Here is a 20,474-nt window from a genome sequence, read left to right on the forward strand (position 1 = left end):
CGGTCACACCGCGAACCACGCCTCGAACGGGGCGGGATCGACCACCTCGCCGTCGAGCAGCACCCGGCGCGGGGCGTCGCCGCCGACCACGCCGACCCGGGCCACCCGCAGCGGCCCGTCGGTACGCACGCGCAGGGTGTCGCCGTCGCGCACCGCCTCGATGACGGTGTCGCCGTCGACGTCGTGGATCACCGTCCGGGCGTCCACCCCGCCCCAGCTGAGCAGGGTCACGTCGTGGAACGGCCCGTCCCAGATCCGGTCGGCCGGCGCGACCACCGGGATCAGCGCGCCGTGGCGTACGTACAGCGGCAGCCGGTGCAGCGGCACGGTGACCCGCAGGTGCCGCCCGCCGGGGTGCCGCTCGCCGGTGGCCGCGTCCACCCAGTCGTCGCCGGCCGGCAGGTAGAGCCGGCACTGCCCGGACGGGTCGGTGACCGGGGCGACGAGCAGGTCGGTGCCGAGGCGGTACTGCAGGTCGCTGGTCCACGCGGTCGGGTCGTCCGGGGTGTCGACCAGCAGCGCCCGCATCATCGGCGCGCCGGTGCGGGCCGCGTCCACCGCCGCCGAGTACAGGTACGGCAGCAGTCGGTAGCGCAGCCGCAGCGCGGCCACCGCGTCCCGCTCGGTCTCGGTGGGGAAGTCCCAGGGCAGCCGGCTGGTGGTGCCGTGCAGCCGGACCAGCGGCGACAGCGCCCCGAACTGGGTCCAGCGCACGTAGAGCTCCGGCTCGGGGGTGCCGTGGAAGCCGCCGGTGTCGTGGCTCCAGAACGGCACCCCGGACAGCCCGTGCGACAGCCCGCCGCGCAGGGTGCTGGCCAGCGCCGGCCAGGTGGCGTTGACGTCCCCGCTCCACTGTGCGCTGTGCCGCTGCCCGCCCAGGTACGACGAGCGGGCCCAGACCGTCCGGTGGCCGGTGACCTCCTCGGTGACGTCGGCGACCAGGTCGTTGAACATCAGCGCGTACACGTTGTGCAGCTCGACGCCGGTCATCCCGTTGTGGGCCACCGCGTCGGCGGGCACGCCCTCGGCGAAGTCGGTCTTGAACACCGCCGTGCCCTGTTCCAGCAACGGTCGCAGCAGGCCGCGGAACCAGCGCACCGCCGCCGGGTTGGTCAGGTCCACGATGGCGCAGGCCGGATAGCTGCCGTGCCAGACGTCGGCGACGTAGGTGGAGCCGTCGGCGCGGCGCAGGAAGTAGCCGGCCTCGGCCGCCTCGGCGTACAGCGGGCTGCCGGTCATCAGGTACGGGTTCATCCACAGGCACACCCGGAAGCCCTGGTCGGCGAGGGTCTTGAGCATCCCGGCCGGGTCGGGGAACGCCTCGTCGTCCCAGCGCAGCTCCGACCAGCGGCCGGCCGTCTGCCAGTAGCAGTCCAGGTGCAGCACGTCGCAGGGGATGCCGCGCTCGCGGATCAGCCGGGCCCGCTCCAGCACCCGCTGCTGGCTGTCGGGGAAGAAGCCCGAGGAGATCCAGGCGCCGAAGGCCCACTTCGGCGGCAGGTACGGCCGCCCGGTCAGGGCGTCGAAGCGGTCCAGCACCTCGGCCGGGGTGGGGCCGGCGAGCACGTAGTAGTCGAGCAGGTCGTCGGGGACGAGGATCTGCACGCTGCTGTGGGTGGACTGGCAGACGTCGAACTGCACCGGCAGGCCGCTGTCGACGAGCACGCCGTAGCCGCGGTCGGAGAGGTAGAGCGGCACGTTCTTGTGCGAGCGGTCGGACTCGCCGCCGAAGGCGTCGAAGTTCCACATCAGTGCCCGCTGGCCGCGCTTGTCCAACGGGGTGAACTTCTCGCCGAAGCCGACGAACCGTTCGTCGCCGGGGGCGACGAAGCTCTCGTGCCAGGCGACCGGAGCGCCGTCGACGTGGGAGCGGCCGAACGGCAGGGTGCGCCGCCGGCCGCTGATGTCCCGGGTGCCCGGGTCCTGTTCGACCAGGAGCCGGCCGTCGGGGCGGTGGAAGCGCAGCCGCCACGGGTCGAGGTGGATCTCGGCGACCACCGCGCCGGCGTCGACGGTGACCAGGGCCGAGGTGACGGTCACCTCGGCCGGATGGGCCCTCGGGTGGACCAGCGGCAGGGCCCGGGCGGAGCGGCTGCGGGCGGCGAGGCCGTCGGCGAGGCGTACCCGGATCACGCCGTCCCCGGCGGCCTCCACCCGCGCCACCAGCGTGTCCCCGTCGGAGGTGGTGGCGGTGAAGGTGACGCCGTGCGGGTCGGTCCCGGCGACCTCGGCCCGGGTCACGACGGCCGCCCCGTGCTCGCCGGGGCCCCGCACGGGCAGGTCGGGCGGGTCGGCCACGAAGGTCTCGTACGGGACCAGGGGCGGGCGGTAGGGCATGGGGTCTCCTCTGCGGGGCGCATCCGGCGGTCCCGCCAGTTTCTTTGGCTTCCCAACAAACTGTCAACGACCTCCGATGTCCACCGCTTCCGCTTGCCCCATTGACATGCCCAAACGTTGTTCATAATTTGGACGCCTACCCAACAAAGTGGACGGGACGTGGGTGCATGTGGGGTGACGGCCGGCTCTGCTTCGGCGGCGACTGGAACCCGGAGCAGTGGCCGCCGCAGGTGTGGCGCCAGGACGTCGCGCTGATGCGCCGGGCCCGGGTCAACCTGGTCACCGTCGGCGTGTTCGCCTGGTCCCGGCTGGAGCCGGCCCCCGGCCGGTACACCTTCGGCTGGCTCGACGAGGTCCTCGACCTGCTGCACGACGCGGGCATCCGGGTCGCGCTGGCCACCCCCACCGCGTCGCCCCCGCCCTGGTTCTCCCTGGCCCACCCGGGCGCGCTGCCGGTCACCGCCGACGGGGTACGGCTGCACCACGGCAGCCGGGACACCTACTGCGCCGCCGCGCCCGCGTACCGCACCGCCGCCCGCCGCATCACCGAGGTGCTGGCCGACCGGTACGCCACCCACCCCGCGCTGGCCATGTGGCACGTGCACAACGAGTACGGCACCACCTGCCACTGCGAACACGCCGCGACGGCCTTCCGCGCCTGGCTGGCCCGCCGCCACGGCGACCTCGACGCGCTCAATGCCGCCTGGGTGACCAGCTTCTGGAGCCAGCACTACTCCGACTGGGCGCAGATCAGCACCCCGCGCGCCACCCAGTACCTGGCCAACCCCGGCCAGCTGCTGGACTTCCGCCGGTTCTGGTCGGACACCCTGCTCGCCGCGTACGTCGACCAGCGCGACCTGCTGCGCGCGGCGAACCCCCGGGTGCCGGTGACCACCAACTACGTCCTGGCCGACTGGGTGCCGGTCGACCACGCCCGCTGGGCGCGGGAGGTGGACCTCGTCGCCATCGACCACTACCCGTCGGCCGTCGACGCCGGCGCGGAGGAGCAGACCGCGCTCGCCGCCGACCTCGCCCGGGGCTGGGCCCGGCACGGCGCCGGCGACGGCACCACACCGGCCTGGCTGCTGATGGAGAGCGCCCCGAACCACATCCACACCCCCGGGCGGATGCACACCAAGGAGCCCGGCCGGATGGCCCGGCACAGCCTGTCCCACGTCGCCCGGGGCTCCCGCGGGGCGATGTTCTTCCAGTGGCGCGCCCCGGCCGGCGGCGCCGAACGCTTCCACTCCGCCCTCGTCCCGCACGCCGGCCCGGACAGCCGGGTGTACCGCGAGACGGTGCGCCTGGGCGCGATCCTCGAACGGATCGCCGAGGCCGACGCCGGCACGGTCGAGGCGTCGGTGGCGCTCGTGTCGGACGCCGCCAGCGGCTGGGCGTTGCGGCACCCCGGCCTGCCCTCGGCGTCGCTCGACCACCACGCCGAGGTGTCCGCCGCGCACCGGGCGCTCTGGCGGACCGGGTACGCCTGCGACGTCGTCGTCCCCGGCGACGCGGTCGAGGCGTACCGGCTGCTGGTGCTGCCGGCGCTCTACCTCACCGACGACGCCACCGCCGACTGGGTACGCGAGCACGTGCGCGGCGGCGGGCACGCGCTGGTCACCTGGCTCAGCGGCGTCGCCGACGAACACGCCCGGGTCCGGCTCGGCGGCTACCCCGGCGCCCTGCGCGACCTGCTCGGCCTGCGGGTGGAGGAGTTCCACCCGTTGGCCGAGGGGGAGCAGGTGTTGCTGGCGCGCGGCGGCACCGGGCGGGTGTGGTCGGAGACGGTGCGCCCAGCCGGCGCGGAGACGGTCACCGCGTACGTCGGCGGCGTGCTGGACGGGCTGCCGGCGGTGACCCGGCACCGCTACGGCGCCGGCACCGCCTGGTACGTCTCCACCCGCCCCGACGACGAGACGTACCGCCGGTTGGTGGTCGAGGTGGCGCGCGCGGCCGGCGTCGCCCCGGTCTGCCCGGCCGCGCCGCCCGGCGTGGAGGCGGTACGCCGGCGCGCCGGCCAGGTGAGCTGGCTGTTCCTGCTCAACCACACCGACCGGCCGCGGCGGATCCCGGCCGACGGGGTGGACCTGCTCACCGGAGCGCCGGTCCACGGCGAGGTGGTGGTGCCGGCCGGCGGCGCCGCCGTGGTCCGCGAGGCCCCCGACTGACCGTCACTGCCCGCGCCGCGCTCCACGCGCGGCCCGGCGGGACACGTCCGGGGGATGGTCAGGGCGTCGCGACGGCGGCGCGGGAGCGGTCGGCGGCGATCCGCACGGCCAGTGCGGCCAGCACGCTGCCCATCACGTAGCGCTGCGCCCGCGCCCACCCCGGCCGGCGCACCAGGAACGTCGACACCGACCCGGCGGTGAGCACGATCAGCGCGTTGACCGTCAGGGCGATCGCGATCTGGGTGAGGCCGAGCAGCAGACTCTGCACGGCCACGTGCCCGCGCGCCGGGTCGACGAACTGTGGCAGCAGCGACACGTACAGGATGGCGATCTTGGGGTTGAGCAGGTTGGTGACCAGGCCCATGGTGAACAGCCGTCGGGGCCGGTCCGGCGGCAGCGGCGTCGGGGTGAACGCCGAGCGTCCGCCCGGGCGCAGCGTCCGCCAGGCCAGCCACCCCAGGTACGCCGCGCCGGCCAGCTTCACCGCCGTGTACAGCGGCGGCACCAGCACGAACACGGTGGCGATGCCGGCCACGGCGGCGGCCAGGTAGACCACGAACCCGACGGCGACCCCGAGCAGCGACACCAGCCCGGCCCGCCGCCCCTGGGTCACCGACCGCGACACCAGGTAGACCATGTTCGGCCCGGGCGTGAGCACCAGCCCCAACGCCACCAGCCCGATCCCCACCACCGCGCCCACCGTGACCATCCGTCGCCCCCCGTCCGCGTCGTCCCGGCCCGACCCTACGGGCGTCGCCCCCGCCGTCGCAGCGGCCAATTCGGGGCTGCCGGCATGGACCGCGACGGGCCACACTGCACACATGTCGATGACGCTGCGCGCCCCGGCCACCGCGCACGCCCCCGCGCTCGTGCTGCGCCCGTGGCGCGACGACGACGTGGACGCGCTGCTGCGGGCGCACCGGGACCCGACCCTGCGGGCGCGGGTGCGCGAGCCGCTGACCACGCCGGCGCAGGCCCGCCGCTGGGTGGCCCGCAGCCGGCAGGGCTGGGCCGCCGATCGCCGGTTCTGCTTCGCCGTGTGCGAGGTCACCGGCGACGCCGAGCGGTTGGTCGGCACCGTCCTGCTCAAGGAGGTCGTCCCCGGCCGGTCGGCGGCGGAGGTGGGCTACTGGACGACCGCCGACGCGCGGGGGCGCGGGGTGGCGCCGCGGGCGTTGGAGGCGGTCACCCGGTGGGCCTTCACCCGCTTCGCCGCGACCGGGCTGACCTGCCTGGAGCTGCTGCACCAGGTCGACAACCCGGCCTCCTGCCGGGTGGCGGAGAAGACCGGGTACGACTTCGTCGAGGTGCTGCCGGCCCGGCCGCCGTTCCCGCTCGACGGGCACCGGCACGTACGCCGGCACACCCGCTGACCGCCGTCGGCGTCACCGTGTCGGCGCGGCGGCCCGCCCGTGCGCCGGGCCGAGCAGGCGCAGCAGCAGCCGGGGCTCGCCGGGCCACGCGGCGAGCAGCACCTCACGGGGCACCTGCCGGCCGGCGTAGCGCAGGGCCAGGGCCACCACCACGATGTCGTCGAGCGGGCCGATGACCGGCAGGAACTCCGGGATGAGGTCGATCGGGCTGGCCACCCAGAGCCCGGCCAGGACGACGGCCACCTTCGCCCGGCGGGGCACCCGCTCGTCGGCGCGCAGCCGGCGCACCGTGGTCAGGCAGTCGGGGATGAACGCCGCCAGGTCCCGCAGGACGCCCGGCGGCAGCCGGCGGGCGAGCAGCACCAGCAGTCCCCAGCTGGCGACCAGGCAGGCGACCGCCACGCCGAGTCCCACCAGCCAGTCGCGCACCACCGCCCCCCTCCACCGTGCCTGCCCGGAATGTACGCCGCCGCGGCGGGCCGGGGAATGTCCGCCTGCTCGGCGGCGCTGAACCGTGCCGACGTGGTGGCTACCGTGGGGGCGGAGGTGTGGGGCATGGTCGACGGTTGGGAAGCGGCGGTCGAGGCGCAGATCCGCTCCGCGCAGCAGCGTGGCGAGTTCGACAATCTGCCCGGCGCGGGCAAGCCGATCCCCGGCCGGGGCCTGCCCTACGACGAGTCGTGGTGGATCAAGAGCTTCCTCGAGCGGGAGGCGCTCCCCACCGACCTGCTCCTGCCCACGCCCCTGCAACTGCGCCGCAAGGCCGAACGGGTGCCCGACGAGGTACGCGACCTGCCCACCGAGGAGTCGGTGCGGGCCTTCGTCGCCGTGCTCAACGCCGAGATCATCGCCTGGCTGCGGAATCCGTCCGGACCGCGGGTGGTGGTCCGTCCGGTCGACGCCGACGCCGTGGTGCGGCGGTGGCGGGAGGAGCGGCAGCGCGCGGCGCAGGAGCGGGCCGCCTCGGCAGGTCGTGACGACCCAGCGCCGCCCGCGCGGGCTCCCCGCCGACGCGGCCGGTGGTGGCCCTGGAGACGTTGACGAGGACTCCCGGGCACCTGTCGTTCTGAGGCCACGGTCTTGACCTTGACCTTTGGGCAAGCCCCAACCTGGTGCGTACCGGTCGCCGTGACCGGTACGAGGAGGATGTCGACGTGGGGCTGCTGACCATCGGGGCGTTCGCTCAGGCAGCGGGACTGACGCCGAAGGCATTGCGCCTGTACGACCAGGTCGGGCTCCTGCCACCGGCCGCGGTCGATCCGGAGTCCGGATACCGGCTCTACGGACCCGACCAGTTGCCGCTTGCCCGGTTGATCGCCCAGCTCCGTCGCATCGGCATGCCGCTGGCGGCGATCCGCGCCGTGTGTGCCCTGGAGCCCGCGGCGGCGGCTGAGGCGATCACCGCGTACTGGCAGCAAGTCACCGCCGATACCGCAGCTCGCGCTCGGCTCGCCGCCTTCCTCGTGGACCACCTGTCAGGAGGGGGCACCATCGTGTCTCAAGCGAATCCCACCCTTGCCGTACGCTTCGCCGCCGGCTGCGACACCGGGCTGGTGCGTGACAGCAACGAGGACGCCGCGTACGCCGGTGACCGGTTGCTGGCCGTCGCCGACGGCATGCGCGGACCTGGCGGTGCCGCGGCGAGCGCGGCCGCCATCGACGCCCTCAAGACGTTGGAGCTTGCCGACGTACCGGCTGCCGACCTGCTGAGGATGCTGGCCGATGCCGTCACCGAGGCCGACCGGACCGTGCGCGGGCTGGCCACCGACGACCACCAGCCGGTCACCACGCTGACCGCGCTGTTGCGCAGCGGCTCCCAGATGGCCCTGGTGCACATCGGTGACACCCGCGCGTACCTGCTGCGCGGCGGCGAGCTCTTCCTGCTCACCCAGGACCACACCTGGGTGCAGACCCAGGTCGATCAGGGCAGGCTCGACCCGGACCAGGCCACCGCGCATCCCCAGCGCGCTGTGCTGGTACGCGCTCTCGGCGAGGGCCAGCAGATGGAGGCCGATCTCGCGCTCCGTACTGCGCTGCCCGGTGACCGGTACCTGCTGTGCTCCGACGGGCTGTCCGCCGTCGTCGACCGCGACTCCCTGCGGTCGGCGTTGAGTGCGGCAACCGATCCCGAGCACACGGTGCAGAGACTGATCGGCCTGGCTCACGCCGAAGGGGCGCCGGACAACATCGCCTGCGTCGTCGCCGACATGACCGCGGGGTAGGCCACACGGTCGTGGCTGCTCCCTGCGCCGGCGGATGGCGCAGGGAGCACCTCTCCGCCGGCCGGGTCTCCCCGGTGGCGGCGAGGGACCCGCCGTGGCCTACCGACGGCGTTCAGACGTGGTCGCCGTCGTATCTCGCCCTTGATCTCGCGGCGGGGCCACCTGCGTCCAATTAACGGATTGTCGTTAATGCTATTGCGGTAATCGGCATGGACATAACGGTCAAATCTTCCCTACATCATAATGTCTGTTCTGTTGTCACCCCGGGTCGGCGTGGGTTCCGAGGGGCCGACCGGAGTACGCCGGAAACCGACGACAGGTCGGTGAATCCGCCGGTCAGCGGTCGACGAGGAGGTCGCTGACGGCTGCCCCGCGTCGGCGTCGGCGGACTGTCGGTCCACAACTGGGCCCGGCGGTCGCGGACGGCGGTCATCGCGGGCAGCCGGGTCGGCGAGTGGGTCGACGTACTAGCGCCGACAAGTTTGTTGTGCCAACCTATTGGCATGACTACTGACCCGGTTCCTGTCGGTGGCGATCCCCGCCGGCTGCTGTCTGAGGTCCGCTCCCTGGCGCACCAGGTGCGCCTCGACCAACGGATGACCTGGGCTGCACTACTGGTGCTAGGCGCGGTGACGCTCGTCGGGATCCCGTTCGACTGGCTCGGCATGATGGTGCGCTGCCACCCCGACACCAGCTGCGAGTTCGCTCGGCGGGGCGTGCTGTTCTACTGGCCCCCGGCACTCCTGCTGGCCTACACGGCGATCGCCGTCTGCTACGTGCGGGGCGCCCGGGCACGGGGCCTGGGTGCCCGGGCATTGCCGTACACGATCGCCGGCGCCGCGACGACCGTCGTGTTCACCGCCGCGTGGGTAGCCGCAGCCCTGTATCTTCCGCACCACCCGCTGCCGCAACAGCCGCCGCCGTACTGGTGGTTGCTCCTGGACCGGCTGGTCTCACCCTGGAGCGTGATCGGGATCGCGCTGGTGGTGCTGGCCCGGATCGAGCGCAACGTGGGGCTGCTGCTGTTCACCCTCGCCTACCTGGCCCTGGTGCTGCTGGTGCTGCCGATGAACGAGGGCTGGGGGCTGGCAGGCTGGGGACTTCAGGCCCGATTCGCGGTACCGCAGATCATCAGCGGCGCGCTGCTGCTGCTCGGTGCGGCCGGGTTCTTCAGAGCAACCCGCAGGCGGCAGCGGTGACGGCCACGACCGGCACCCCGGATCCGGACGCAGGGCACCCGGTCACCGGGCTGGACGAGGTGGTGCACCAGCGGGCACGGCTGGGCATCCTGACCATCGCGCACGAGGCCCGCCGGGTCGAATTCGGCTACCTGCGCACCCACCTCGAGCTGACCGCCGGCAACCTCTCCAAGCACCTCAGCGTGCTGGAGACGGCCGGCCTGATCGAGATCCAGAAAGGCTACGAGGGTCGGCGCGGCCGCACCTGGATCACCCTCACCGCCGCCGGCACCACCGCGCTCGCCGACGAGATCACGCGACTCAAGCAGCTCATCGCCCGCGTTGAGACGGCCACCGGGCAGTAGCGACAACCGTCGACCGACCAGCCATCCCCGCTGCTCCGGCGCACGGCGACCGTGCGCCGGAGGACGCCGGCTGGCCGGCCGGCGCACTCCCACCGCAGCAGGAGGCGCCATGGCCGCCACACCGGCGACCGGTTCGGAACACATCTCCGGGGCCGGTGCCGTTAGTGCGGCCGACGCCTCGGTCGAAAACCGATTGAGTCCTGCTTGCACGGTCCCGTAGGTTGCCCTCCCGACCTCGTACCAGTGGAGACAGAGGACAAGACCGCGTGACCCCGCCTGCTCTCTAGACCTGACACCTTCCTTTCGCTCACCGGTGGCCGACGTTCCCGTCGGCCCTGCCGGGCAGCTCGTGTGCGCCCGGTCATCCAGCGTTTGAGGCCGCGCGTGATCGGCCTCGTGTCAGGTCTGGAGAGTCATGTCTTCACCCCCTCATGTCGTGCTGCCCTGGGTCGTCCGTCGAACCAGGTTGCCCCTTCTGTCGTTGCGATGCGTGGTCTGCCGGTCGGAGTCGGCCACCACCGGCGAGGGCAGGTTCCGCGTCAACGCCAACGGCAAGCTGCTGGACGTATGGCTGCTGGTCCGCTGCGTCTCCTGCGATCGGACGAGCAAACTCGCCGTGCACGAGCGGGCGCCGGTCAGTTCCTTGGATCCGGCCGTGCTCCACGGCTACAGCGTCAACGATCCGGACCTGGTGGCGTCCCGGTTGTTGGATCCGTGGCTCGCCCGGCGCAACCGCTTCACTCTGGACTGGACGGGCGCCTGGCGGCTGGACACCCCGGGCGTGCCGCTCGACGAGGCGTGGCCGATCCGGGTCGAGGTCGTCTTCGACGATCCCGTGCCGGTGCGCCCGGATCGGCTCATCGCGCACGAGTTCGGTCTCAGCAGGCCGGAGGTGCTGCGCCGGACCAAGTGCGACATCCCGCTGCGCCGTCCGACGAGCACCGGATTCACCTTCGTCGTGATGGTCGGCAACTAGCCGGGACCGTGGCCGGGCGGCCCGCCCGGCCACGCTCCCGGGGTCGTGCTGACACCGGAGGTGTACGCACATCGCCCGTACGCGCGGCACCGCTGGGGTGAGCGCGTGCACGAAGAGGAACGGCGTCCACCTGGCCCCCGCACCTGCACGGCGGCGGCATCGGTTCGGCCGTGCTACGCGGCCTGACGGAGCAGTGTGACCGCGACTGCACGACTGCGGGACCGGAGTGGCACGGATCCCCGCGCCGGCGGCCCGTCGGCGCGAAACGCCCCGCCGGGCCGGCCCCCGTTGGGGGTACGGTGCGGCGGTGCGTGACGCGGAGTTCACCGACCCCCGCCTCGTCGCCGTCTACGACGCCGAGTGCGGCTGGTCCGCCGACGACGACTTCTTCCTCGCCGAGGTCGGCGCGGCGCCGCTGCGGGTGCTCGACTTCGGCTGCGGCACCGGTCGGCTGACCCTGGCGTTGGCCGCGGCCGGGCACACCGTCACCGGCGTGGATCCGGCCCGCGCGTCGTTGGCCGCCGCGCGGGCCAAGCCGGGCGCGGAGCGGGTCGACTGGGTCGAGGGCAGCCGGGAGGTGCTGCCGGTCGGCGCGTACGACGTGGCGCTGATGACCAGCCACGTGGCGCAGTTCCTGACCGACGACGGGCAGTGGCGGGCGACCCTGGCGGCGCTGCGGGCCGCGCTGGTCGACGGTGGGCGGCTGCTGTTCGACTCCCGTGATCCGGCCGATCGACGCTGGCAGCGGTGGAACCCGGTCGACTCGCGTCGCCACGTACCGCTGCCGGACGGCGGCACGGTGCGGGTCTGGACGGAGGTGACCGCCGTGCGCGACGGCGGCCTGGTCGAGTTCTGCCGGCACTACCGGTTCCCCGGCGGCGAGCGGCTGCGCAGCCGCTCGGTGCTGCGCTTCCGGGACGAGACGCGGCTGCGTGCGGACCTGGCCGCCGCCGGGTTCCGGGTGGACCGCGTCCACGGCGGCTGGCACGGCGAGGCGGTCGGCACGGGCGGGGACGGCGAGTTGGTGGTGGCAGCGACCGCCCGGGCAGCGGATAAATCGGTGGGGTCACGAGGTGACGGCCGCTAGCCTGCCCGGATGCTCATCAGGGACTTCGTGGAGACCGACTGGCCGGCCGTCGAGTCGATCGTCGCGCAGGTCGTCGCTGCCGGTGACACGTTCCCGTACGACCCGGCCTGGCCGGTCGAGGTGCTGCGCGAGGTGTGGGTGGAGACCCCGCCGGGGCGGACGGTGGTCGCCGTGGAGGGCGATCAGGTGCGGGGCACGGCGAAGATGGGCCCCAACCGGCCCGGTCCGGGTCGGCACGTGAGCACGGCCAGTTTCATGGTCGCCGCCGACGCGCGCGGCCGTGGGGTCGGGCGCGCGTTGGCCGAGGACGCCCTGGCCTGGGCCCGCGCCCAGGGGTACGCGGCGATGCAGTTCAACGCCGTGGTGGAGTCCAACGAGGTGGCGGTGCGGCTCTACGAGCGGCTCGGGTTCGCCGTCGTCGGCACCGTGCCGGAGTCCTTCGCGCATCCGCAGCGGGGCCGGGTCGGCCTGCACGTCATGCACCGCTTCCTCTAGCCCGGCGGGGTCACCGCGCCGGCGCGGTCGGTGCCAGGATGGGCCGATGAGCGAGGAGCCGATCGACCTGGCGAGCGCGCTGGCCGCGTTCGACCAGCTGTGGAGTCCACGGATCGTCACCCGGGTCAACGACTACGACGTCCGCGTCGCCAAGGTGGCCGGCGAGCACGTCTGGCACGCCCACGACCACACCGACGAGTTCTTCCTGGTCCTCGACGGCGAGTTGCGCATCGCGCTGCGCGAGCCGGCCGGGGAGCGGACGGTGGTACTGCCCCGGGGCGCGGTGTTCGTGGTGCCGCGTGGGGTGCAGCACCGTCCGTCGTCGGCGCAGGGGGCGTCGATCCTGATGTTCGAGCCGACGGGCACCTCGAGCGTGGGGGACCGGCACGAGGACGTGCCCGACCACGTCGACGCCACCACCGGGCACGCCCTCTGAGCCGCACCGCGCGGGCACGGCCTGCTCCGCCGCTTCGCCGTCGACGGAAAACGCGTGGCGGTGTCCGTACCCCGCTGGCAGGGTGGCGGGCGTGACGGCGCAGGCTCTGGCGGGTGCGCTCGCCGACGACGGACGGCGGCGGGTCTTCGCGGCGATCGTGCTCGACGGCGGCGACGTGGCGGCGGTGGCCGCCCGCACCGGGCTGCCCGCGCGACAGGTGGCGACGGCCGTACGGCGTCTCGCCGACGCCGGCGTGGTCATCGACACCGGCGGTGAGCTGCGGGTCGACGTCGACCGGCTGCGCGAGGCGGCACGCACCGCCGAGCCGGTGGGCCGGAGCGAGGATCCCACGCAGCGGGTGCTGCGCATCTTCCTGCGCGACGGGGTGCTGGTCGGCCTGCCGGCGCAGCGGGGCCGGCGGCGGGTGCTGCTCGCACACGTGGCCGGGTCGTTCGAGCCGGGCGTCCGTTACCCGGAGCGCCGGGTCGACGAGATGCTGCGGCGCTGGTGCGACGGGGGCGGCACGGACCATGTCACGCTGCGCCGGCATCTCGTCGACGAGTGCCTGCTCGCCCGGGAGCAGGGCGTCTACTGGCGGATCGGCCCCTGATCGTCCGCCTGCGAGACGATCCGGATCCGGACGGTCTTGTTAGCCTCGGGGCATGACCTCCAGCTCGCCCGGCGACGCCCCCGACCTGATGTTCCTGCTCGCGTGGGCCAGCAACGCCCTGCTGATGGAGCACGGCGCGGGTGTGGCCGAGTTGGGCATCTCGCCGCGGGGGCACTGCGTGTTGCTCAAGGCGCGCCCGGGCGGGCTGACCCAGCGCCAGATCGGTGAGCTGTGCGGCATCGACAAGACCACCATGGTGGTCACCCTCGACCATCTCGAAGCCGCCGGCCTGGTCCGCCGCCGGCCGTCGCCGACCGACCGTCGGGCCCGGCTGGTGGAGGTGACCGTCGAGGGGGAGAAGGTGCTCGACCGGGCGCAGGAGATCGCCGCCGCGCTCCAGCAGGACGTGCTGTCGACACTGCCCGAGGCGGACCGGGCGGTCTTCCTGCGCTCGATCAGCAGCCTGGTGGCCGGCCGGCTGGCCGGCGGTGGGTGCGGCCCGGGCAGTCGCCCGAGCTGCTAGTTCGGTTCGAGATAGTTCCGATCGGGACTATCTGGTACGGTCGTATGCGTTCGTCCGCCCGAGGAGCCGGCATGACCGTGACCGCACACCCCGCCACCGCGACCCCGTCCCTGCGCCGCCGCGCCCTCGGTGTCGCCGCCGCCGTCCTGGCCCCCGCCGTGATCTGGGCGATCGGCGCCATGGCCGGGGTCGACTACACCGTCGAGAACCCCGGACAACCGGCCTTCGTGGTCGGCCTGGTCCCCGTGCTGATCTTCGCGTTGGGGTCGGCGCTGGTCGGCTGGCTCGGGCTGGTCGTCCTGGAGCGCCTGACCCGCCGCCGGGCCGCCGTCATCTGGACCACCCTGGCCGTGGCGCTGACCCTGCTCTCGTTCGTCCCGGTCTTCGCCACCGAGGCGAGCACGGGCGCGAAGGTCGCCCTGAGCGTCATCCACCTGGCCGTGGCGGTCCCGCTGATCGCGCTCCTGCCGGCGCGCGCCCGCTGAGCCACCGCCCGACCGGCGCCGGCGGCCACGACGGTCGCCGGCGCTCGGGAATCTCCGTTGACCGGGCGGCGACGATCTACCGGTGGGCACGTTCGAGGGCACCGGGTGGACGGTGCGGCTGACCCGGCCGGAGCATCCCGACGCCGGCGTCCTGCTGTGGCACTACTACGAGGAGATGGTGCGCCGCTACCACGGCCGCCCCGTCCGCCTGGGCGAGGTCGAGTCGGCGCTGCGCGACGAGCCCAGTGACGATCTCGTCGCCCCGACCGGATTCCTGCTGGTGGCCCACCGGGCGGGTCGGCCCGCCGGCTGGGCCGGGCTGCGGCTGCGCCCGGCGTGGGCGGAACTGACCCGGGTCTTCGTCCACCCGCGACACCGGGGCAGCGGGGGCGGGGCGGTGCTGCTGGCCGCCGTCGAGCAACGCGCCCGGCGGCTCGGCGTCGACCGGATCCGGCTGGACACCCGCCACGACCTGGTGGAGGCCCGGGCGCTGTACGCCCGCCACGGCTACACCGAGATCGGCGCCTACAACGACGACGCGTACGCCGAACACTGGTACGAGAAACTCCTGCCGCCGAGTTGACGCCCGGCCCGACGCGCGCTACATATCGAATAGGAAGTTGAGTCACCCGGACTCAACTCGATGGACCTTCGGCCCAGGGAACCGAGGAGGCACGACGATGTTGATGCGTACCGACCCCTTCCGTGAGATCGACCGGCTCGCCGAGCAGTTCTTCGGCACCACGGCCCGGCCGGCGATGATGCACATGGACGCCTACCGCGACGGCGACCACTTCTACGCCGCGTTCGACCTGCCCGGCGTGGACCCGGACAGCATCGACTGCACGGTGGAGCGCAACGTACTGACCGTCCGCGCCGAGCGACGCCGTCCCACCGGCGACAAGGTCGAGCTGGTCGCCGCCGAGCGCCCGATGGGCACCTTCAGCCGGCAGCTGTTCCTCGGCGACACCCTCGACACCGACCGCCTCGAGGCCGGCTACGACAACGGGGTGCTGACCCTGCGCATCCCGATCGCCGAGCGCGCCAAGCCGCGCCGGGTCACCGTCACCGCCGGCGCCAACGGCAACGGCCACCGGCAGCTCACCGCCTGACCCCGCCATCGGCGGCGGGAGCCTCGCCGGCTCCCGCCGCCGGCGGGTACAGGGCGGTCATCGCGTACGCGGTGGCCGCCACCATCTCCCGCAGCTCGGCCGGGGCGAGCACCTGCACCTGCGCGCCGAGCTTGAGCAGCTCGGTGTGCCCGTGGCGTACCGACTCGATCGGCACCGTGGTGCGGACCCAGCCGTCGGCGTCGGGCTCACCGGCCGCCGCCCGCGCCGCCCGGCTCATCGCGGGCGGGAAGACGTACGTCATGAACTCCAGCGCGGCCACGGTGACCCGAACCTGCGCCTCCTCGCGGTAGACGCCGCGCTCGTACCGGTCGGTCCACTCCTGCCAGAAGGCGGCCAGGTCGAAGTCGGCGGGGCGGGTGAAGCGCTCGTCGAGGACGGTCAACGCCAGCACCGCCGCCACCCGGTAGGTACGCACCTCGGTCTCGGCGCGCGCCACCAGGTACCACCGCCCGGCCTTGAGGACCACCCCCAGCGGGGCCAGCACCCTCGTCACCTCCCGGGGGCGCTTCCACCGCTGGTAACGCACCTCGACCAGGCGCTCGGACCAGACCGCGTCGGCCAGCGCGCTCAGGTGCGGGGTCGGCTCCGGGTCGCGGAACCAGCCCGGCGCGTCGAGGTGGAACCGCTGCCGGATCCGGTCGCCCTGCGCGGCGAGGTCCGCCGGCAGCGCGGCACGCAGCTTGAGCTCGGCCGCCGTGAGCACCGCGCCGAGCCCCAGGTCGGCGGCGGGGCCGGGCATCCCGGCCAGGAACAGCGCGGCGGCCTCGTCGGAGGTCATCCCGGTCAGCCGGGTGCGGTACCCGCCGAGCAGCCGGTAGCCGCCGGCCGGGCCGCGGTCGGCGTACACGGGGACACCGGCGGCGCCGAGCGACTCGACGTCGCGGTAGACGGTACGGACCGAGACCTCCAGTTCGTCGGCGAGTTCCTGGGCGGTCATCCGCCCCCTGGCCTGCAGGAGCAGCAGCAGGGAGACCAGCCGGCTGGCGCGCACCGCACGACGGTAACCCGGACGGCGAATTGCGTTCCGCGCGCCTCGTGGTCAATCCCCGCCGAGGCTGAGAGCCTTTTTCACATGCTGCGCCCCGACGTCCCGGTCCTGTCCCGATCCTCGGCCCGGCCCGCCCTGCCGACAGCGCCGGCCGACTTCACCGAGGCGTGGCTGCGCAACCGGCGGCTGTCGGAGCACACCCGCGACGCCTACCGGCGCGACATCGCCGGCTGGCTGGCCTGGTGCGCCGGCCGGGAGCTGGACCCGTTGCGGGCCAACTTCCTCGACGTCAACGCCTACGGCCGGCAACTGGAGGCCACGCTGGGCACGCGCTCGGGACGACCGCTGACCCCGGCCACCGTCGCCCGCAAGCTCTCCGCCCTGTCCAGCTGGTACGAGTTCCTGGTCAAGCTGCGGGCGGTCGAGGCCAACCCGGTCGCCGGGGCGGACCGGCCGCGCGTCGACCGGGACCACTCGGCCACCGTCGGGCTGACCCCCGAGGAGGTGGACGCCCTGCTGGCCGCCGCCGAGGCCGACACCGGCCCGACCGCCGCGCGCAACCGCGCCGCGATCGCGCTGCTGGCCGACCTCGGCCTGCGGGTCGGGGAGCTGGTCTCGCTGGACCTCGCCGACCTCGGCGCGGAACGGGGGCACCGCAGCGTGCGGTTCGTCGGCAAGGGCGGCAAGCCGCGCCGGCGCGCGCTCACCCCCGGCACCGCGCACGCGCTCGACGCGTACCTGTCGGCGCGGGCCGCCGCGCAGGGCGTGCCCGTCGCGCAGCTCAGCGGCCCGCTGCTGGTCACCACGACCGGGGCGCGCCTGGACCGGCACTCGGTGTTCCGGCTGGTGCGCCGCCTGGCCCGTACGGCCGGCATCCCGGCGGCGGCGAAGCTGTCGCCGCACTCGCTGCGGCACGCCTTCGCCACCACCGCCCGCGCGGAGGGGGTGCCGCTGGAGGACGTGCAGGACGCCATGGGCCACGCCGACCCGCGCACCACCCGCCGCTACGACCGGGACCGGCACAACCTCGACCGTGACCCGGCGTACGTCATCTGGGCGGCCCGGGCGCGGCGGCGCGGCTGAAAAGCCGTTGACGGAGTGAGCACTCACTTCGATTCTGGCGGGCATGACCGCACACGGGGAACCCCGCCGGCGCGCGCCCGGCATGAGCGCCGACCGCCGCCGCGCCATGATCGTCCACACCGCGCTGCCGCTGCTGGCCGCGCACGGCCCGAGGCTGACCACCGCCCAGGTCGCCCGGGCCGCCGGCATCGGCGAGGCGACGGTCTTTCGCGCCTTCGCCGACAAGCAGGCCCTGCTGGACGCCTGCGCGAACCAGGTGCTGCACCCCGGGCCGCTGCTGGAGCAGTTGGCCGCCGTCAACCGCCGGCAGCCGCTCGCCGAGCGGCTCACCGACGCCGCCACCGCGGTCCGGGCGCACCTGGACCGGGTCGCGACCGTGCTGGGCGCGCTGTACGCGACCGGCCGCCCCGGCCCACCGTCGGCCGGCGACCGTCCCCGCGACGCCGCGCCCGTGCCGGCGCAGCAGGGCCACGACCGGGCGCCCACGGGTCGCGCCGACGCGGCGCAGGGCGTACGGGCGGCGATCGTGGCGCTGCTGGCCCCGGACGCCGACCGGTTCCGGCTGCCCGTCGAGCGGGTCGCGGAGCTGTTCCTGGCCCTGCTGCCGCCACGCGGACCGCTCGGCGTCGAGCCGCCGTCGCCGGCCGAACTGGTCCAGGTGTTCCTGCACGGCGTCCTCACCCCGCAGCCCGTCCGATGAGCACGGGCCCCCTCATCGACGCCCTCGCCCCGAGGGCCACGGTGCGACTGCCGCTCACCCGCCCGAACCTGCGGCGCTGATCGGCCGCGCCGACCCGCGGGGCTCGTCTCGTCGCACAGCCGTCCCGCCCGGGCGGTCGTCGACTCGACCGTCCGGGCGGGACGCCACCCGGTCAGCCGCGCGGGCGGGGGCAGATGCAGAACGGCTGCCCGATCGGGTCGCGCAGCACCACCCAGCGCCCGTCGCCGGGCTGGAAGTCCGGCCGGGTCGCGCCGGCGGCCACGAACTCCTTCTCGGCGATGTCGAGGTCGTCGACGTACAGGTCGAGGTGGTAGCGCTTGGCGTCGTCCGGCCAGGCCGGCGGCGCGTACCCGTCGAGGCGGCCGAACCCGATCGACACCCCGGACGGGCCGGTGACCATGGCGTAGTCGGGTTCGCTGTGGGTGATCTCCCAGCCGAGCACGCGGTGGTAGAACGCGGCGTGCGCGGCCGGGTCGGAGCTGTCCAGGTTGACCATGGCGAGGTCGGCGGTGACTGTCATGTCCGGCAGCCTGCCGGACGTACCTGACACCTGCTGGCAGGTACGTCCGGCGGCTGCTCAGCAGAGCAGGTCGAGGTGCTGGTGGGCGTCGGCGCTGACGTCCTCGTGGCGCAGCCATCGCCGCGCCCACAGCCGGGCGGCCAGCTCGGCCTGCTCGTCGCCCCAGGCGGCGTGCTCCACCAGCAGCGCCGTGGCCAGCGCGTACGCCATCCGCAGGGCCAGGCCCCGGGCGCCGGCCACCACGGCGACGGCCCGCGGGTCGGCGACGACCCCGGCGAGGGCGTCGCGCAGCTCGGCGGTGACCGTGGCGAGGGTGTCGGCCAGCGCCGGGGACAGCGGGCGGGCCAGGTCGACAGCGGCGTCGAGACGGCGCAGCAGCGGGTCAGCGGCGTCCTCGCGGGCCACCGCGCGCAGCACGTCGACGGCCAGCACGTTGGTGGTGCCCTCCCAGATCGGCAGCACCTGCGCGTCGCGCAGCAGCCGGGGCACCCCGGTGTCCTCCACGTAGCCGGCGCCGCCGAAGGCCTCCACGTACTCGGCGGCGCAGGAGACGGCGAGCCGGCCGGTGGCGAGCTTGGCCAGCGGCGCGACCACCCGCAGTTCGGCCACGGCGTCCGGGTCCGCGCCGACCTCCACCCGCCCGAGCAGCGCGAACGCGTGCCCGGCCAGGGCGAACGCGCCGGCCGCGTCGACGGCGAGCGCGCCCAGGGTGGCCCGGTGCAGCGGGTTGTCCGCCAGCGGCCCACCGGCGACGTGCCGGGCCTGCGCGTACGCCCGGGCGTAGGCCAGCCCGCGCCGTATGCCGCTGGCGGCGGCCGAGGCGTTGTGCACCCGGGTCACCACGACCAGGGTCATCGCCCGGGTCAGGCCGGGCACGTCCGGGTCACCCAGCGGCAGCGCGTACGCGTCGCGCAGCCCGATCTCGGCGGTGGGCAGGGCCCGGGTGCCGAGCTTGTCCTTGAGCCGGTGCACGGTGACGCCGGGGGCGGGCGCGTCCGGCGGGGTGCTGGCCCCGGCCAGGGGCGAGTCGGCGGCGTAACGGGGCACCAGGTACGGCGCGAGCACCCGGCTGCCCCGGCCGGCGCCCTCGGGTCGGGCCAGCGCCACGGCGATCGGCGCGTCGGCGGCGGAGCAGAACCACTTCTCGCCGGTCAGCCGCCAGGACCCGTCGGCGGCGGGTCGGCCGGTGGTGGTGGAGCGGGACAGGTCCGAGCCGCCCTGCGACTCGGTCATCCACTGCCCGCTGACCACGGCGGTGTCCGGGTCGGTGGAGGTCAGCCGGGGCAGCCAGTCCCCGCGTACCCCCGGATCGACCCCGGGCAGGCTCAGCAGCGCCGCCGCGCCGTCGGCCATGGCCACCGGGCAGGAGAAGGTCGCCGACTCGGGGGCGTACAGGTGCAGCAGGGCGTGCTGGACGACCCGGGCGGCGGCGCCGAAGCCGGCGCGCGCGGACTCCAGGTACGGCAGCGCGACCACGGCGTGCCGGGCGGCGGCGGCCCGCTGGGCCTGCCAGCCGGCGGAGGTGTCGATCCGGTCCACCCGGGCGCCCCACGCGTCGTAGCGGACCAGGGTGGGCGGGTGGGCCTCGGCGTCGGCGTGCGCGGCGCGCAGCGGGCCGCTCACCTCGGCGGCCAGGTCGGCCAGGCGGCCCTTGGCGGCGGCGTGTCCGGCCGGGCCGAGGTGCCGCTCCAGCCAGGACCGCAGCAGCGCGTCGCCGGTGTACGGGTCGTCGGGGGTCGGTACCGGCTGCACGTAGCGGCTCATCCGTCGCTCC

At 74.4% G+C, this 20,474-nt stretch carries 23 protein-coding genes; 17 read left to right on the plus strand and 6 right to left on the minus strand.

Annotated features, from left to right (window positions below; genetic code table 11):
• Positions 1-3: 3 nt before the first annotated feature.
• Positions 4-2,337 (minus strand): TIM-barrel domain-containing protein, encoded by a 2,334-nt coding sequence (locus GA0070614_RS00820; protein WP_088974180.1) that lies wholly within the window; start codon positions 2,335-2,337, stop codon positions 4-6.
• 167 nt (positions 2,338-2,504) lie between these two features.
• Here GA0070614_RS00820 and GA0070614_RS00825 point away from each other — a divergent pair, with 167 nt between their 5' ends.
• Positions 2,505-4,505 (plus strand): beta-galactosidase, encoded by a 2,001-nt coding sequence (locus tag GA0070614_RS00825; protein WP_088974181.1) that lies wholly within the window; start codon positions 2,505-2,507, stop codon positions 4,503-4,505.
• Positions 4,506-4,563: 58 nt separating this feature from the next.
• Here the strand turns inward: GA0070614_RS00825 and GA0070614_RS00830 are convergent, their stop codons facing one another.
• Positions 4,564-5,214 carry a LysE family translocator gene (locus tag GA0070614_RS00830; protein WP_088974182.1) on the minus strand — a complete coding sequence of 217 codons (651 nt, stop codon included), beginning with the start codon at positions 5,212-5,214 and terminating at the stop codon, positions 4,564-4,566.
• A gap of 112 nt (positions 5,215-5,326) precedes the next feature.
• On the opposite strand from GA0070614_RS00830, the gene GA0070614_RS00835 reads away from it, so the two are divergent.
• Positions 5,327-5,878, plus strand: a complete 552-nt coding sequence (locus tag GA0070614_RS00835) for a GNAT family N-acetyltransferase (protein ID WP_088974183.1) — start codon at positions 5,327-5,329, stop codon at positions 5,876-5,878.
• A 12-nt stretch (positions 5,879-5,890) separates the two neighbouring features.
• Here the strand turns inward: GA0070614_RS00835 and GA0070614_RS00840 are convergent, their stop codons facing one another.
• Entirely contained in the window at positions 5,891-6,307 is a 417-nt protein-coding gene (locus GA0070614_RS00840) for a YkvA family protein (protein WP_088979116.1), read from the minus strand.
• Between the two features lie 93 nt (positions 6,308-6,400).
• Between GA0070614_RS00840 and GA0070614_RS00845 the strand changes: the two genes are divergently transcribed.
• The 13 genes from GA0070614_RS00845 to GA0070614_RS00905 all read left to right on the plus strand — a co-directional run bounded on the left by GA0070614_RS00845 (position 6,401) and on the right by GA0070614_RS00905 (position 15,367).
• The gene (locus tag GA0070614_RS00845) at positions 6,401-6,919 is read left to right on the plus strand and encodes a DnaJ family domain-containing protein (RefSeq protein WP_231933461.1); all 519 of its coding nucleotides are present in this window, start codon (positions 6,401-6,403) and stop codon (positions 6,917-6,919) included.
• 113 nt (positions 6,920-7,032) lie between these two features.
• Positions 7,033-8,100: a MerR family transcriptional regulator gene (locus GA0070614_RS00850; protein WP_088979118.1), complete on the plus strand. Its 1,068-nt coding sequence runs from the start codon at positions 7,033-7,035 to the stop codon at positions 8,098-8,100.
• A gap of 503 nt (positions 8,101-8,603) precedes the next feature.
• Positions 8,604-9,299 (plus strand): hypothetical protein, encoded by a 696-nt coding sequence (locus tag GA0070614_RS00855; RefSeq protein WP_088974184.1) that lies wholly within the window; start codon positions 8,604-8,606, stop codon positions 9,297-9,299.
• Positions 9,296-9,643, plus strand: coding sequence for a transcriptional regulator (locus GA0070614_RS00860; RefSeq protein WP_088974185.1), 348 nt, complete (start codon positions 9,296-9,298; stop codon positions 9,641-9,643). Before GA0070614_RS00855 ends, GA0070614_RS00860 begins: the two co-directional genes overlap by 4 nt.
• 490 nt (positions 9,644-10,133) lie before the next feature.
• On the plus strand, positions 10,134-10,619 hold the full coding sequence (locus tag GA0070614_RS00865; RefSeq protein ID WP_231933462.1) for a DUF1062 domain-containing protein: 486 nt from the start codon (positions 10,134-10,136) through the stop codon (positions 10,617-10,619).
• 307 nt (positions 10,620-10,926) lie between these two features.
• A complete protein-coding gene (locus GA0070614_RS00870) occupies positions 10,927-11,706 on the plus strand; it encodes a class I SAM-dependent methyltransferase (protein ID WP_088974187.1) in 780 nt (259 codons plus the stop codon).
• A 9-nt stretch (positions 11,707-11,715) separates the two neighbouring features.
• Positions 11,716-12,201 carry a GNAT family N-acetyltransferase gene (locus GA0070614_RS00875; protein ID WP_088974188.1) on the plus strand — a complete coding sequence of 162 codons (486 nt, stop codon included), beginning with the start codon at positions 11,716-11,718 and terminating at the stop codon, positions 12,199-12,201.
• 46 nt (positions 12,202-12,247) lie between these two features.
• Positions 12,248-12,637 carry a cupin domain-containing protein gene (locus GA0070614_RS00880; protein WP_088974189.1) on the plus strand — a complete coding sequence of 130 codons (390 nt, stop codon included), beginning with the start codon at positions 12,248-12,250 and terminating at the stop codon, positions 12,635-12,637.
• Positions 12,638-12,728: 91 nt separating this feature from the next.
• Positions 12,729-13,247, plus strand: coding sequence for a DUF2087 domain-containing protein (locus GA0070614_RS00885; protein ID WP_088979119.1), 519 nt, complete (start codon positions 12,729-12,731; stop codon positions 13,245-13,247).
• A gap of 52 nt (positions 13,248-13,299) precedes the next feature.
• Positions 13,300-13,770, plus strand: coding sequence for a MarR family winged helix-turn-helix transcriptional regulator (locus GA0070614_RS00890; protein ID WP_088974190.1), 471 nt, complete (start codon positions 13,300-13,302; stop codon positions 13,768-13,770).
• A 71-nt stretch (positions 13,771-13,841) separates the two neighbouring features.
• A complete protein-coding gene (locus tag GA0070614_RS00895) occupies positions 13,842-14,255 on the plus strand; it encodes a DUF6069 family protein (RefSeq protein ID WP_088974191.1) in 414 nt (137 codons plus the stop codon).
• Between the two features lie 82 nt (positions 14,256-14,337).
• Positions 14,338-14,838 (plus strand): GNAT family N-acetyltransferase, encoded by a 501-nt coding sequence (locus GA0070614_RS00900; protein ID WP_231933463.1) that lies wholly within the window; start codon positions 14,338-14,340, stop codon positions 14,836-14,838.
• Positions 14,839-14,935: 97 nt separating this feature from the next.
• On the plus strand, positions 14,936-15,367 hold the full coding sequence (locus GA0070614_RS00905) for an Hsp20/alpha crystallin family protein (protein WP_088974192.1): 432 nt from the start codon (positions 14,936-14,938) through the stop codon (positions 15,365-15,367).
• On the opposite strand, the gene GA0070614_RS00910 is transcribed toward GA0070614_RS00905, so the two are convergent.
• Positions 15,357-16,379, minus strand: coding sequence for a helix-turn-helix transcriptional regulator (locus tag GA0070614_RS00910; RefSeq protein ID WP_088974193.1), 1,023 nt, complete (start codon positions 16,377-16,379; stop codon positions 15,357-15,359). The genes GA0070614_RS00905 and GA0070614_RS00910 overlap by 11 nt on opposite strands.
• Before the next feature lie 81 nt (positions 16,380-16,460).
• On the opposite strand from GA0070614_RS00910, the gene GA0070614_RS00915 reads away from it, so the two are divergent.
• Positions 16,461-17,459, plus strand: coding sequence for a tyrosine-type recombinase/integrase (locus GA0070614_RS00915; protein WP_088974194.1), 999 nt, complete (start codon positions 16,461-16,463; stop codon positions 17,457-17,459).
• A 43-nt stretch (positions 17,460-17,502) separates the two neighbouring features.
• On the plus strand, positions 17,503-18,159 hold the full coding sequence (locus GA0070614_RS00920) for a TetR/AcrR family transcriptional regulator (protein ID WP_197701389.1): 657 nt from the start codon (positions 17,503-17,505) through the stop codon (positions 18,157-18,159).
• A 172-nt stretch (positions 18,160-18,331) separates the two neighbouring features.
• Here GA0070614_RS00920 and GA0070614_RS00925 read toward each other — a convergent pair whose 3' ends face one another.
• Positions 18,332-18,700 (minus strand): VOC family protein, encoded by a 369-nt coding sequence (locus tag GA0070614_RS00925; RefSeq protein WP_088974196.1) that lies wholly within the window; start codon positions 18,698-18,700, stop codon positions 18,332-18,334.
• A gap of 57 nt (positions 18,701-18,757) precedes the next feature.
• A complete protein-coding gene (locus GA0070614_RS00930) occupies positions 18,758-20,464 on the minus strand; it encodes an acyl-CoA dehydrogenase family protein (RefSeq protein WP_157744850.1) in 1,707 nt (568 codons plus the stop codon).
• Between the last annotated feature and the right edge of the window lie 10 nt (positions 20,465-20,474).

The organism is Micromonospora coxensis (assembly GCF_900090295.1).
GTDB lineage: Bacteria > Actinomycetota > Actinomycetes > Mycobacteriales > Micromonosporaceae > Micromonospora > Micromonospora coxensis.